The organism is Flavobacterium fryxellicola (genome assembly GCF_900143245.1).
GTDB lineage: Bacteria > Bacteroidota > Bacteroidia > Flavobacteriales > Flavobacteriaceae > Flavobacterium > Flavobacterium fryxellicola.
The window spans coordinates 466,497-480,212 of the sequence record NZ_FRDK01000001.1 but is presented as its reverse complement, the minus strand read 5'-3'; the positions used below and the strand labels follow the sequence as shown (position 1 = coordinate 480,212).

General features: G+C 35.2%; 11 protein-coding genes. 8 read left to right on the top strand and 3 right to left on the bottom strand.

Annotation, left to right across the window (positions count from 1 at the left end; translation table 11 throughout):
* Nucleotides 1-22 precede the first annotated feature (22 nt).
* The 4 genes from BUA03_RS02075 to BUA03_RS02060 all read left to right on the top strand — a co-directional run bounded on the left by BUA03_RS02075 (nucleotide 23) and on the right by BUA03_RS02060 (nucleotide 3,423).
* On the top strand, nucleotides 23-2,125 hold the full coding sequence (locus BUA03_RS02075; protein WP_066078945.1) for a glutamine--tRNA ligase/YqeY domain fusion protein: 2,103 nt from the start codon (nucleotides 23-25) through the stop codon (nucleotides 2,123-2,125).
* Between the two features lie 304 nt (nucleotides 2,126-2,429).
* Nucleotides 2,430-2,759: a YtxH domain-containing protein gene (locus BUA03_RS02070; RefSeq protein WP_066078947.1), complete on the top strand. Its 330-nt coding sequence runs from the start codon at nucleotides 2,430-2,432 to the stop codon at nucleotides 2,757-2,759.
* 37 nt (nucleotides 2,760-2,796) lie between these two features.
* Nucleotides 2,797-3,147 carry a competence protein gene (locus BUA03_RS02065; protein ID WP_066079562.1) on the top strand — a complete coding sequence of 117 codons (351 nt, stop codon included), beginning with the start codon at nucleotides 2,797-2,799 and terminating at the stop codon, nucleotides 3,145-3,147.
* A gap of 3 nt (nucleotides 3,148-3,150) precedes the next feature.
* Nucleotides 3,151-3,423: a DUF6327 family protein gene (locus tag BUA03_RS02060; RefSeq protein WP_066078948.1), complete on the top strand. Its 273-nt coding sequence runs from the start codon at nucleotides 3,151-3,153 to the stop codon at nucleotides 3,421-3,423.
* Between the two features lie 28 nt (nucleotides 3,424-3,451).
* On the opposite strand, the gene BUA03_RS02055 is transcribed toward BUA03_RS02060, so the two are convergent.
* Complete coding sequence (locus BUA03_RS02055) at nucleotides 3,452-4,438, bottom strand: SPFH domain-containing protein (protein WP_066078952.1); 987 nt, start codon at nucleotides 4,436-4,438, stop codon at nucleotides 3,452-3,454.
* A gap of 78 nt (nucleotides 4,439-4,516) precedes the next feature.
* On the opposite strand from BUA03_RS02055, the gene BUA03_RS02050 reads away from it, so the two are divergent.
* On the top strand, nucleotides 4,517-5,158 hold the full coding sequence (locus tag BUA03_RS02050) for a hypothetical protein (protein ID WP_066078954.1): 642 nt from the start codon (nucleotides 4,517-4,519) through the stop codon (nucleotides 5,156-5,158).
* Nucleotides 5,159-5,247: 89 nt separating this feature from the next.
* Here the strand turns inward: BUA03_RS02050 and gltX are convergent, their stop codons facing one another.
* Together gltX and BUA03_RS02040 are read right to left on the bottom strand one after the other, a co-directional pair.
* On the bottom strand, nucleotides 5,248-6,753 hold the full coding sequence (gene gltX, locus BUA03_RS02045) for a glutamate--tRNA ligase (protein WP_066078956.1): 1,506 nt from the start codon (nucleotides 6,751-6,753) through the stop codon (nucleotides 5,248-5,250).
* A gap of 40 nt (nucleotides 6,754-6,793) precedes the next feature.
* Nucleotides 6,794-7,822, bottom strand: a complete 1,029-nt coding sequence (locus BUA03_RS02040; RefSeq protein WP_066078958.1) for an alkane 1-monooxygenase — start codon at nucleotides 7,820-7,822, stop codon at nucleotides 6,794-6,796.
* A 130-nt stretch (nucleotides 7,823-7,952) separates the two neighbouring features.
* On the opposite strand from BUA03_RS02040, the gene BUA03_RS02035 reads away from it, so the two are divergent.
* The 3 genes from BUA03_RS02035 to mnmG all read left to right on the top strand — a co-directional run bounded on the left by BUA03_RS02035 (nucleotide 7,953) and on the right by mnmG (nucleotide 13,682).
* Nucleotides 7,953-11,252, top strand: a complete 3,300-nt coding sequence (locus BUA03_RS02035; protein WP_072675703.1) for a DUF4175 family protein — start codon at nucleotides 7,953-7,955, stop codon at nucleotides 11,250-11,252.
* Nucleotides 11,249-11,668 (top strand): rRNA maturation RNase YbeY, encoded by a 420-nt coding sequence (gene ybeY / locus BUA03_RS02030; protein ID WP_066078961.1) that lies wholly within the window; start codon nucleotides 11,249-11,251, stop codon nucleotides 11,666-11,668. The genes BUA03_RS02035 and ybeY overlap by 4 nt, the downstream gene beginning before the upstream one ends.
* A gap of 142 nt (nucleotides 11,669-11,810) precedes the next feature.
* A complete protein-coding gene (gene mnmG / locus BUA03_RS02025) occupies nucleotides 11,811-13,682 on the top strand; it encodes a tRNA uridine-5-carboxymethylaminomethyl(34) synthesis enzyme MnmG (protein ID WP_066078965.1) in 1,872 nt (623 codons plus the stop codon).
* Nucleotides 13,683-13,716 lie beyond the last annotated feature (34 nt).

Here is a 13,716-nt window from a genome sequence, read left to right as displayed (position 1 = left end):
TTTGCTAAAATAAAACAAAAAAATGTCAACTGAAGAAAAATCACTCCATTTTATAGAACAAATTATTGAGGACAGTTTATCCAATGGTTTTCCGCAAGATAAATTACGCTTTCGTTTTCCGCCAGAACCTAATGGGTATTTACACATTGGACATGCTAAATCGATTTGTTTAAATTTTGGTTTAGGATTAAAATACAACGCACCAGTAAACCTTCGTTTTGATGATACTAATCCAGCCAAAGAAGAGCAGGAATATGTAGACGCAATTAAAGAAGATTTAAAATGGCTGGGTTTTAATTGGACCGAAGAATTGTACTCCTCTGATTATTTTCAACAATTGCACGACTGGGCGCTTGCTATGATTAAGAATGGTAAGGCTTACGTTGACAGTCAATCTTCTGAAGATATGGCTGTTCAAAAAGGAACACCAACACAACCTGGAGTTGATGGTCCGTATAGAAACCGTTCAGTGGAAGAAAATCTTACTTTATTCGAAGGAATGAAAAATGGAGATTTTCCAGAGGGAAGCCATGTTTTGCGTGCTAAAATAGATATGAAATCCACTAATATGCTGATGCGCGATCCATTGATGTATCGTATTTTACACCGGGAGCATCATAGAACCGGGAGGGATTGGAACATATATCCAATGTATGATTATGCACACGGTGAAAGTGATTACGTTGAACAAATTTCGCATTCCATTTGCACACTTGAATTTGTGATGCATCGGGAACTTTATGATTGGTTTTTGGACCAAATTTATGTGGAGTCTAAAGTTAGGCCACATCAATATGAATTTGCTCGTTTGAATTTGAATTATACCGTAATGAGTAAACGAAAACTATTGCAATTGGTTCAAGAAAAAATTGTAAATGGTTGGGATGATCCAAGAATGCCTACAATTTCAGGATTGAGAAGAAGAGGATATACCGCTAATTCTATTCGGAAATTTTGTGATATTATTGGTGTTGCTAAAAGAGAAAACAGCATTGATTTCTCGTTACTGGAATTTTGTTTGCGTGAGGACTTGAATAAAACGGCGTTACGAGTGATGGCTGTTTTAGATCCTATAAAAATCGTAATTACCAACTATCCAGAAGATAAAGTAGAATGGCTCGAAGCCGAAAATAATCAAGAAGATGAAAGTGCAGGATTTAGAAAAGTTCCTTTTTCAAGAGAATTATACATCGAAAGAGAAGATTTTTTAGAAGAAGCACCATCTAAATTTTTCCGCTTGAGTTTAGGTCGAGAAGTACGGCTTAAAAACGCCTATATTATCAAAGGAGAAAGTGTTATAAAAGATGCTGCGGGAAACATCACTGAGATTCATGTAACGTATGATGAAGACAGTCAAAGTGGGAGTGGGAGTGAAGCGAGTCAACGAAAAGTGTCTGGAACCTTGCATTGGGTTTCAATTCAACACGCTTTAGAAGTGGAAGTGCGTCTTTATGATCGTTTGTTTATTGATGAAGCACCAGACAGTCATAAGGAGAAAAATTTCTTAGAATTTATGAATCCTAGCTCGTTACAAATTGTAAATGGATTTGTAGAACCAAGTTTAGCTTCGGTACAACCTGGAGAGAAATTTCAGTTTCAACGTTTGGGTTATTTCAATGTAGATAGCGATACACACGAAGGTAAAATTGTCTTTAATCAAACCGTAGGATTGAAAGACGCTTGGGAAGAAAAAGGCAAGAAAGAAGAAAATGTATTGATGAATACCCAAAAAGAAGTCAATAAATATGTAAAGGAAAAAGAGGAGAATAATGCTAAATTAATATTAAACACGATTGTTGCTAGCATAAAAAGTATCGATAATTACAGTTTAATTATTCACACCATCGTCAAAAATGTTAAGAATGATAATAACGCCTTGTTGTTTTCTAATTTGATTTTGTATTATTCCGATAAAGTAAAAGTGAAAGATATTGAAGAAGAAGTGTTGACTAAATTATATTCCATGTCTTTGAAAAGTCAATTGGCTGCCGTTAGAATTTTAGCCATTGAAAATTTACAAAATGACTTGAATCATTTTAGTCTTTTAGAGCATCAGCTTATAGAGCTAAAAACGAAGGAGAAAAATGAAAAAGTGCTGCAATTATTAAACAATCTTAAAATATAAAGAACACGAATAAGTATAGGTTTTATTAATCAAAAGCTCTCTTTTTAGAGAGCTTTTTCTATTATTTTAAATTCTTATAACAGTTGGTTTTTTCATAGTATTTTCCAATTAAAAACGAGACGTATAAATTGATTTTAAGCTCACTTTTTTGGATTTAAATAAGTAGATATAAAATCAAAACAAAGGTTGTTTAGCGCGCTTTTATTTGATTTTTACCCTGTAAATTTGCACTTTAACGAGTTGTTAACGGGATGTTGTTAATAAATTTGTATCTTTATAAAACAAACTTTTAAACTTTAGAATTATGTCGAATAGTACAGGTAATACATTAGTGGCCGTTTTAACTGGAGTAGTTATCGGAGCTGGATTGGGAATTTTGTATGCACCCGATAAAGGATCTAAAACCAGAGAAAAAATAAAAGATGGCTATGATGATGCCAAAAACGATTTACAAAATAAATTTGACACGGTCTCTTCACAATTTAATGATAAGTTGACGTATGCTAAATTTGATTTAGAAGAAACATACGAGGAGATAATTTCCAATATGAGTCACAAAACCGAAGAGGTAATTTCTTTTTTAGAAGAAAAATTAGCGGAGTTAAAAAGGCAGAATGCTAAACTTCAAAAATAATGGTATTACCCATCTACTAAATCTTAAAACGAACTACATGGCTTTTGAAGAATTAAAAGAGAATACAGAGGAAGTTCAAGATCAGATTCATGCTTATATACAAAGTAATGTATCCTATTATAAATTATGGGGTTTCAAAGTTGCGATGAAATCGACAACGATGATTCTCAAATTTTCTTTGATTTTTTTGTGTTTGGGTATGGTTTTATTATTTTGTTCCATTGCGGGAGCCATGGCTATAGGTAAATCTTTAGAAAGTTATCCTATGGGATTTTTAATAATTGGTGGAATATACCTTGTGCTTACAAGCCTTTTGTTTTTAATCAAAGATAAAATTATTGAAGGACCAATACTAGAGAGATTTTCTGAAATATTTTTTAACGATTAAATTATGGAAGCAAAAAAATATTCCTCTTATGCTCAAATAGATCGAGAATTAGAAATTTTACAAATTGAAAAAGAGATTAGTTATCAAAAATTAGTTTTTGGAGTAAAGAAAACAAAAGAAAGTTTTACACCTCAAAATATTGTAAGCGACTTAATAGGCAGTTATAGCGCTGCAATTCCTTATGGAGCGATCGTTTCCACAGCGGTGCCTTTTATACTAAACAAAGCAGTTCCATTTATTAAAAATTGGTTTGCAAAAAGAAAAAGAGGCGTTTAAGCCTCTTTTTTTATGATTATTAAAGTATTTATTCCTCATTATCTGGAGTTTCTGGGTTTTCTGGCAATTGATAATCGGTTGTATTTTCTTTTCGAGTACTTCTTCTGTCATTTTTATTTTTCATCATTTCACCTACTTGATTGGAAGCGCTGAACGATGCAATCATGTTGTTGAGCATGTCGCTTCCGGCTTGTGGCGAATTAGGTAATAAAATCAGATTTGAATTGGCGTCAGCGCCAATAGCTTGTAACGTATCATAATGTTGTGTTACTACAATTAATGCTGAAGCTTCTTGGGAGTTTATACCCACTCTGTTCAAAACATCAACACTTTCTACTAAACCTTTAGCAATTTCTCTTCTTTGGTTCGCAATACCTTGTCCTTGTAATCGTTTGCTTTCTGCTTCTGCTTCTGCTTTGGCTACAATTCTAATTCGGGATGCTTCTGCTTCAAATTCAGCGACTGTTTTTTCTCTATCAGCAGCATTTATTCTATTCATTGCATTTTTCACTTGAATATCTGGGTCAATATCCGTTACCAATGTATTGATAATAGTGTACCCATACGTAGTCATGGCTTCATTTAATTCTCTTTTTACTGCGATGGCTATATCATCTTTTCGTTCAAAGACATCATCTAGTTTTAATTTTGGAACTTCAGCACGCACAACATCAAATACATAGGAAGTTATTTGATCGTGTGGATATTCTAGTTTATAAAAGGCATCATAAACGGTTTCTTTAATAACCATAAATTGAACGGAAACCTTAAGTTTCACAAAAACATTGTCTTTAGTTTTTGTTTCAATAATAACATCTAATTGTTGGATTTTTAGATTGACACGCCCAGCAATTCTATCGATTAAGGGAATTTTTAAGTGCAAGCCTGATTGTCTGATGCTTAAAAATTTCCCAAATCGTTCTACAACTACAGCCGTTTGCTGTTTTACTGTAAAAAAGGAGGATAGTAAGATAAAGAACCCAAAGACCAGCAGGATAATTAACGCAATATTCATAATTTTTTTGTTTTTAGTTAAAATTTATCTCACAATTTACAAAAAAACTTTAGGTTTGTCTTCGTAAATCTTAATTATATGAGAAAGTTAACACTTGTCTTATTTTTTATTTTAGTATCCGTATCCGCCTTATCCCAATATAGATATAGGGATTCAAATAGGATTGGAATTAGTTTTGGAGGTAATCAATTTTCCTTAAATACTAACAATTTTGATGCGAAACCAGGCTTGGGTTGGAATGCGGGACTTTCTATGCGGGGAAATTTCTATAACAATTGGGAAATGGTTTATTCGATGCAATTTAGTGAGAATAATTTTTCTGTTGCCACAATTAATTCGTCCAGCGGTAGAGAAGATGTTGCTTATAAATTGGCTTCTGGACAAATAGCTTTATTGGCCAGTTATGTTATTATCCAAAGTCATTTGAGTATTGAGTTTGGACCTATTGTTCAAGTCAATGGCAAATTAAATTTGGATAGTAGTAAAGAAAACAACGTCATTTATGGAACAACTTTGCTAGCCAAAGATATTAAAGCTATTTCTAATTTTAATTTTTATCCAACAGTTGGTCTCACATTTGGAGTTCGTCATTTTAGAGCCAATGTTTCGTATCAATATGGAGTCAATAACATGCTGGAAAATTTGAACAACAAGAATTTAGGAGTCAATTTTAAAGGAAGTCCTGGAATACTAAACGGAAATTTGATTATTTATTTATGACCAATCACATAATGAATAAAATTAGAAGGCTCAAAGTTCACTAAATTTAGTGAACTTTGAGCCTTCTTTGTGAACTTTGTGTTTAAAAATTATAAAGTAGCTATTGCTTTTTGAATTCTGCTAATGGTTTCGTTTTTTCCAATGACTTCAACGATATCAAATAGGTGAGGACCTTTGAGCGCACCAACTAAACTCAAACGGAACGGCTGCATTACTTTACCCATTCCAATTTCGTTTCTGGTCATCCAATCTTTGACAATCGTTTCAATGTTGACAGAAGTAAAATCAGTAATTTCCTCCACAATAGAAATTAATTCCTGCATCAGCGCTGGTGTCTCTGCTTTCCAGTTTTTACTTGCTTTTTCATCATAAACTGTTGGAGCTATAAAAAAGAAATCACTCATTTCCCAAAATTCAGAAACAAAATGCGCTCTTTCTTTGATTAAAGAAACTATTTTGGTTAGAACGGCTTCATCTACATAAAACCCTTTTTCAGCCAAAATAGGAGCATAGGCTTTCGCCAAAGTGGCGTCTTCTTGCTTGATCAAATACTGGTGATTGAACCATTTGTTTTTTTCAGGATCAAATTTTGCCCCAGATTTGTGAACTCTATCCAAATCGAATGCTTCCACTAATTCTTCTAGTGAAAATATTTCTTTGTCTGTGCCATCATTCCAGCCCAGCAAAGCCAAAAAGTTAATGACTGCTTCTGGGAAAAATCCCTTTTCTCTGTAGCCTGATGAAACGCCTTCGGCTGTGTTCCAATCCAATGGAAAAACAGGAAATCCCATTTTATCACCGTCACGTTTGGATAATTTTCCGTTGCCAATAGGTTTCATAATCAATGGTAAATGCGCAAATTGGGGTGCTTCCCAACCAAAAGCTCGGTACAACAAAACGTGCAATGGCATTGATGGTAGCCATTCCTCACCACGAATTACATGTGACGTTTCCATTAAATGATCATCCACAATGTTGGCTAGGTGATAGGTGGGCATTCCGTCACTTTTAAACAGTACTTTGTCATCTAATAAGTTAGTGTCAAATTTCACCTCACCACGAATGATGTCAATTAAATGCAAGGTTTCATTAACGGGAGTTTTAAAACGGATGACATAATGTTCGCCGTTAGCAATTCGGTTAGCAGTTTCTTTAGTAGAAATAACCAAAGAAGTGTCTAGTTTTTCTCTGTTAGTATGATTGTAAATAAAGGTTTTTCCTTGTTCTTCTTCTATTTTCCTTGCTGTATCCAGATCTTCGGCTGTATCAAAGGCATAATAGGCATTACCGGAATTGATTAATTCGGTAGCATATTGATGGTACAAATCTTTTCTTTCGCTTTGACGGTAGGGACCAAATTTTTCATTTTTACCAATGGTTTCATCTGGCGCAATGCCTAACCATTCGAGTGCTTCCATGATGTATGCCTCGGCACCAGGAACAAAACGGTTCTGATCTGTATCTTCAATTCTCAGGAAGAAAACCCCATTGTTTTTTTTGGCAAATAAATAATTGAATAAAGCGGTACGAACGCCGCCAATATGTAAAGGTCCAGTTGGACTTGGTGCAAAACGCACCCGAACTTGTTTAGACATTATTGTTGATTTTTGGCAAATATAATTCTATTTCCATAGATTACTTCATATTTACAGGTATTCGTTTGTTCATCACAGCAAACCAAAGGGGTGGAAAAAACGATAAAACCATTGATGTAGGATATCCATAAGGCATTTGAGGTGACACATCATGGTATTCTAGAATTTGATATTTTTTTTGAGATTTAAAGTGGTGATCGCTATGTCTGGTAAGTTCATATAGTATAATTCGGCCAAGGACATGGTTTGAATTCCAAGAATGTTTTTCGGTCACCCGTTCGTATCTACCGGAGACAAGTTGATTTCTTTTTAAGCCATAATGCTCGATATAATTAATGGTTTCCAGCAGCAGAAATCCCACGATTCCTGAAAATATAGCAAAGAATAATCCAGTAAACCCGAAGAAATAATAAATAGTAAGGAGGTAAGTTACTTGAATGACAGCAAACCAAAACATATCATTTTTAAGAGAAAGCAAAGAGCGATTCTCTATTTTATTTAACTTTTTTTGTATTTGCCATGCTTTTGAATAAGTGCCAGTCACGGTTTGAAACCAGAAAGAATACAAGCTCTGATTGTATTTCGCCGTTGAAGGATCTTCGGGTGTGGAAACATGCAAATGATGCCCATGATTGTGTTCGATAAAAAAATGAGTATAATGACTGGGAATTAAAAGTATTTTCCCCATTACCTTTTCAAACATTGTTTTTCTATGACCTAATTCATGGGCAACATTTATCCCATTAGCGCCCAAAATAATTCCCAAGCTTATCGTCATCCCAATAATTTCGTATAGCGGTAGTTGGTGTTGCGTAATGCGATACAAACTAAACAGCATCGCTCCGTAGACTATAGGGACGTTGAGTAATAGTAAAACATCAAAAAATTTATTGTGTAAGCGTTTTGAGATGGTCTCACTATCGTAATTTCTTTCATCAATGGGCAATACTAATTCTAATAGTGGAATCATGACAAAGGCAAATACCAAAGCAGCGTAGGTCCAGAATCCTCCAAAATATATTCCGATCATACCAATAACAGGAATACTATAAGCGAATAAATATTTCATAGTCAGTGTTTTTCTATAAAATTAGTAAAACGTTTTGCATATATAATCATAAATAATAACAACATTTATTTAACAAGTTGCACTAAATATAAATTACTACATTTAGTGGTTATTAAAAAGATTGTAAATTTTGGAAAACCAACAGCTTATTTATCACAAATTAGAAGCGTTCATCAGGAAGTTTTACATTAACGAATTGATGCGGGGAACTATGTTCTTTGTCGGTTTAGGATTATTGTATTTTCTCCTAACGCTTTTTGTTGAATATTTTCTTTGGCTCAAGCCAATAGGAAGAACCATTTTATTCTGGACCTTCATTGGAGTAGAAGTGTATCTGTTGTTTCGTTTTATTTTGTTTCCACTATTCAAACTGTTTAAGCTGCAAAAGGGGATAGGGTACAATCAAGCATCAGCAATTATAGGAAGCCATTTTGCGGAGGTGAGTGATAAGCTAACTAATTTTTTACAATTAGCTAATTCGAATGAACAGCAAGAAAAATCAGAATTATTAGTGGCATCCATTGAACAAAAAGCCAGTGCATTGCAGCCAATCCCTTTTGGAAATGCAATTAGTTACGGGGGTAACAAAAAGTATTTTCCTTTAGCAGTTATTCCAATACTGCTTTTGGCTTTCTTCTTTGTCTCTGGAAACAGTAGCATGATCTCTCAAAGTTTAAATAGAGTCGTACATTTCAATTCTGCGTTTTTGCCACCCGCTCCCTTTAAATTTATTGTTTTGAATACCGATTTACAAACCGATCAGGGAAAGGACTTTATCCTGCGAATCAAAACCGAAGGTAAAATAGTTCCTGAGAATGCCATGATATTTATTGACGACGAAAGTTACTTCATGGAATCTTCTAAGGCTGGAGAGTTTCAATTTAAGATGGTTAAACCAGCAGCAAATTTTTTGTTCCACGTAGAGGGGAACGCGATCACTTCACCAGAGTATGAATTGAAAGTGATTACTGTTCCAACTATCGCTAATTTTGAAATGCAATTAAATTTCCCATCGTATTTGAATAAAAAACAGGAAACAATCAAAGGCACAGGAAATGCGGTTATTCCAGAAGGAACGCTTGTAACGTGGAAAATGAGTACGCAAGCCACTCAGAGTGTTGTTTGGCAGGATGAAAGATCTAAAGTTACTTTTTCTAAAGCCGTAAATAATTTCTTCTTGTCAAAAAGTATATTGCAAGAAACAGATTATCAAATTCTTACTTCAAACGAGAAGGTAAAAAACCACGAAAAATTGAATTATAAGCTATCTATTGTCAAGGATCAGTTCCCAACAATTAATGTAAACCATCCGCCAGATAGTTTGAAGGTGGCTAAGAACTATATCGTAGCTCAAATTGCTGATGATTATGGATTGTCTAAAGTACAGGTTGTGTATTACGAAAGAGAGCGGCCACAAGCTGCCAAACGTGGAACAATCGCCGTTAAAAAAGCTGCATTTGATCAATTTGTGTTTTCATTTCCTAGTAATCTTGCAGTAGAGCAAGGCGTATCGTATGATTATTATTTTGAAGTTTTTGACAATGATGTCATTCATAATTTCAAAAGCACCAAGTCTGCAGTTTTTACAAATCGTGTTGCTACTCAAGATGAAAAGGAAGATCAAATTTTGTTGCAGCAAAATGAGAATATTAGTGGTTTAGAGAAGTCTTTAAAGAACCAAGACAAACAAATTTCTGAAATAGAGAAGCTTCAAAAGACAGGTAAAGAAAAAGAAAATTTAGATTTTAAGGATCAGCAAAAAGTGAATGATTTTATCAAGCGTCAAATGAAGCAAGAGGAAATGATGAAGGAATTTACCAAAAAGATGAATGACAATTTGGAACACTTCAAAACCGATAAGAAAGATGAATTAAAAGAAGAGCTGCAAAAGCGTATGGATAAAGCCGAGAAGGAATTGGAAAAAAACCAAAAACTATTAGATGAGCTGAAAGAGCTGAACGATAAAATTCAGAATGAGGAGTTGTTGTCTAAGTTAGATAAGTATAAACAAAACAGTAAAAACCAAACGAAGAACTTAGAACAGTTAGTAGAGCTGACAAAGCGGTTTTATGTGGAAAAGAAAGCCGAACAGTTGGGAGATAAATTAGGTAAACTGGCAGAAAAGCAGGATAAATTAGCTAATGAGGAAAAGGAAAATAACGGGGATAAACAAGATGACATTAATACGGAGTTTGATAACATTCAGAAAGAGTTAAATGATTTAGAGAAGGAAAATAAAGAACTGAAATCCCCATTAGAAATACCTAATGAGTCGGCCAAAGAAGAAAGTATTAAGAATGATTTGAAGAAAGCTGCTGAACAATTAAAGAGTGGAAAAAGAGAACAAGCGAAACCCAGTCAAAAAAGCGCTTCGAAAAAGATGAAAGAGATGTCGGAGAAGATGGCTCAGAGTATGGAGGGAGCTGAGATGGAACAGCTTCAGGAGGATGTTGCAATGATGAGACAAATATTGGATAACTTATTAGCCTTTTCATTGTCTCAAGAAGATTTGATGAAGCAATTCAAAAAGTATAAATCAGGATCTCCTGCGTTTAATAAAAACATCAAAATTCAGCAGGATTTAAAGCAGCAATTCAAGTATGTGGACGACAGTTTGTTTGCTATGTCATTGCGCAATCCAAAAATCGCAGAGGATATTACTAAGGAAATTGGGAATGTGATTTATAACGTTGATAAGTCGCTGTCCAGTTTAACTGATGCTCAAGTTCCCAAAGGATTATCGCACCAGCAATACACTATAGCGGCTGCTAATAAATTAGCGGATTTTCTAAGTGATATGCTCAATTCCATGCAAATGCAGATGTCAGGGATGGCCTCTGGCAAGCCCAAACCTGGACAAGGACAGGGTATGCAATTGCCGGATATCATAAAAAAACAAGAAGGATTGGGTGATAAAATGAAAGAAGGAATGAAAGGGGAAAAACCGGGCGAAGGCGAAAAAGGATCTAAAGGTACGCAAGGAAAGTCTGGTGATGGAAGTCAAGAGGGTGAAGGAGGAGAAGGTGATGCCCAAGCGATACTGGAGATTTATAAAGAGCAAAAGCAACTGCGCGAGGCGTTGCAAAAGGAATTAGACAAACACGGACTGGGAGGTAATGGACAAAGTGCTTTGGAACAAATGAAGCATATTGAAAAGCAAGTATTAAACAAGGGTTTCAAGAATGAAACGTTGCAAAAAATTCTGAATGTAAAACAAGAGTTACTGAAATTAAATTCAGCCGTGCAGCAACAGGGAGAGGAAAATAAACGTCAATCTGAGACTAATAAAAAGCAGTTTAACAATCAATCTAATGCACTGCCAGCAGGTTTATTAGATTATTTGAATAGCATAGAAATATTAAATAGACAATCCTTACCTTTGCGCTCGAATTTTAATCAAAAGGTTCAAGAATATTTTAATAAAAAATGATCAATTTTAATTACGAAACCGACTTTAATTTAGACAACGAAGAAGCGATTGCTTTCTGGCTCTCTGCGGTTATCATTTCAGAAAAGAAGAAAGAAGGGGAGATAAACTACATCTTTTGTGATGATGAATACCTTCACAAGATAAATGTAGAATACCTAAACCACGATACATTAACCGATGTGATTAGTTTTGATTACACAATGGGAAATGAAATTAGCGGTGATGTTTTTATTTCTGTTGAACGGGTGAAAGACAATGCAGGTGATTTCAATGTTTCTTTTGAAGACGAATTGAAGCGGGTTTTAGTTCATGGCATGTTACACTATTGTGGTTATAAAGACAAAGGAGAAGCGGAAGAGCTTATAATGCGCAATAAAGAAGACGAAAAAATCGCACTGTTCCACGTGGAACAGTAGGGATTAATGCTCTTGCGCTATCTTGTTGTTCCATGTGGAACAAGATTAAATTTTATTTAAGCAAATTGATTGTTGTTTCACGTGGAACAAAATATAGATTTCAAAATCAGAACCCTTAAGATGGGTTAAATTATACAAGAAGATGTTTTTAGAGGAATACGATGTAATTGTTGTTGGTGCGGGACATGCCGGTTCTGAGGCTGCTGCTGCTGCTGCAAATTTGGGATCCAAAACTTTATTGGTAACCATGAGTTTGCAAAATATTGCGCAGATGTCTTGTAATCCCGCTATGGGAGGTATCGCTAAAGGACAAATAGTTCGGGAAATTGATGCCTTGGGTGGGTATTCAGGAATTGTTTCAGACAGAACGGCAATCCAATTTAAGATGCTGAACAAGTCTAAAGGTCCTGCGATGTGGTCTCCGAGAGTTCAAAGTGACCGCATGCGATTTGCCGAAGAATGGAGAATGATGCTAGAAGGAACTCCAAATCTTGATTTTTATCAGGAGATGGTGAAAGGGTTGATAATTGAGAACGGAAAGGTATTAGGTATAAAAACCTCACTTGGACTTGAAATTCGTTCCAAATCAGTTGTATTAACTAACGGAACTTTCTTGAACGGTTTGATTCATATTGGCGAAAAGCAATTTGGTGGAGGAAGAGCAGGAGAGAGCGCATCCCATGGAGTTACTGAGGATTTAATAGCGGCAGGTTTTGAAGCAGGACGCATGAAGACAGGAACTCCTCCAAGAGTTGACGGAAGGTCTTTGGATTATTCCAAAATGAATGAAGAAAAAGGAGATGCTAAGCCGGACAAGTTTTCATATTCAGATGTAACTTCTCCGTTAATCCATCAGAGATCTTGTCACATGACCTATACGTCTCTTGACGTTCACGATATTTTGAGAGAAGGTTTTGATCGATCGCCAATGTTTAATGGCCGAATAAAAAGTATCGGTCCACGATATTGCCCTTCTATTGAAGACAAGATTAACCGTTTTGCCGATAAAGAAAGACACCAGTTGTTTGTAGAGCCTGAAGGATGGAATACGTGTGAGGTTTATGTTAATGGATTCTCGACGTCGCTTCCAGAGGATATTCAATTTAAAGCATTGAGTTCGGTGGTGGGTTTTGAAAAGGTGAAATTCTTTCGCCCTGGCTATGCAATCGAGTACGATTACTTTCCGCCGACACAATTGAAACATACACTGGAAACTAAATTGGTTGAAGGATTGTATTTTGCTGGACAAATAAATGGAACTACAGGATATGAAGAAGCGGCTTCGCAAGGATTAATGGCCGGAATCAATGCGCATTTAAAAGTGCACGAAAAGGCACCTTTAATCTTAAAAAGAGATGAAGCGTATATTGGTGTTTTAATTGATGATTTAATTACAAAAGGAACGGAAGAGCCGTATCGAATGTTTACATCTCGTGCGGAATACAGAACGTTGTTGCGTCAAGATAATGCCGATTTTAGATTAACGCCCATGTCGCATGAGATTGGTTTGGCTTCAGAAGCGCGTTTGCGAAGAATGGAACACAAATTAAATGAGTCTGAAAAGATGGTTGCTTTTTTCAAGGAAACAAGCGTTTCTGTAGCAGAAGCAAATCCGATATTGGAATCAAAAGCTACGGCGTTAATTACGCAAGGCGATAAAATGTTTAAAGTATTCTCTCGACCACAAATTGATTTGGAAGACATAATGAAGTTTGAAAAAGTGGTGGATTATATTGCAAATAATCAAGTGGATCAAGAAATTTTGGAACAAGCGGAAATTCAAGTAAAGTATTCTGGTTATATTGAAAAAGAGAGAAATAACGCCGACAAATTGCTTCGACTTGAAGATGTGAAAATTCCAGAGAATTTTGATTATGAGAAAATCAAATCCATGTCGATAGAAGCAAAGCAAAAATTAAGCAAGATTCGTCCTGTAACCATTTCTCAAGCATCGAGAATAAGCGGTGTGTCTCCAAGTGATGTATCGGTGTTGTTGATTTACATGGGAAGATAAGAAAGTAATCAGTTAGCAGTATCAGTGTTCAGTA

Excerpts from the sequence above, each read along its gene's own strand:
- BUA03_RS02075 (WP_066078945.1), top strand. The coding sequence starts at position 23 with ATGTCAACTGAAGAAAAATCACTCCATTTTATAGAACAAATTATTGAG.
- BUA03_RS02050 (WP_066078954.1), top strand. The coding sequence starts at position 4,517 with ATGAGAAAGTTAACACTTGTCTTATTTTTTATTTTAGTATCCGTATCC.
- BUA03_RS02070 (WP_066078947.1), top strand. The coding sequence starts at position 2,430 with ATGTCGAATAGTACAGGTAATACATTAGTGGCCGTTTTAACTGGAGTA.
- gltX (WP_066078956.1), bottom strand. The coding sequence starts at position 6,753 with ATGTCTAAACAAGTTCGGGTGCGTTTTGCACCAAGTCCAACTGGACCT.
- ybeY (WP_066078961.1), top strand. The coding sequence starts at position 11,249 with ATGATCAATTTTAATTACGAAACCGACTTTAATTTAGACAACGAAGAA.
- BUA03_RS02065 (WP_066079562.1), top strand. The coding sequence starts at position 2,797 with ATGGCTTTTGAAGAATTAAAAGAGAATACAGAGGAAGTTCAAGATCAG.
- mnmG (WP_066078965.1), top strand. The coding sequence starts at position 11,811 with ATGTTTTTAGAGGAATACGATGTAATTGTTGTTGGTGCGGGACATGCC.
- BUA03_RS02055 (WP_066078952.1), bottom strand. The coding sequence starts at position 4,438 with ATGAATATTGCGTTAATTATCCTGCTGGTCTTTGGGTTCTTTATCTTA.
- BUA03_RS02060 (WP_066078948.1), top strand. The coding sequence starts at position 3,151 with ATGGAAGCAAAAAAATATTCCTCTTATGCTCAAATAGATCGAGAATTA.
- BUA03_RS02040 (WP_066078958.1), bottom strand. The coding sequence starts at position 7,822 with ATGAAATATTTATTCGCTTATAGTATTCCTGTTATTGGTATGATCGGA.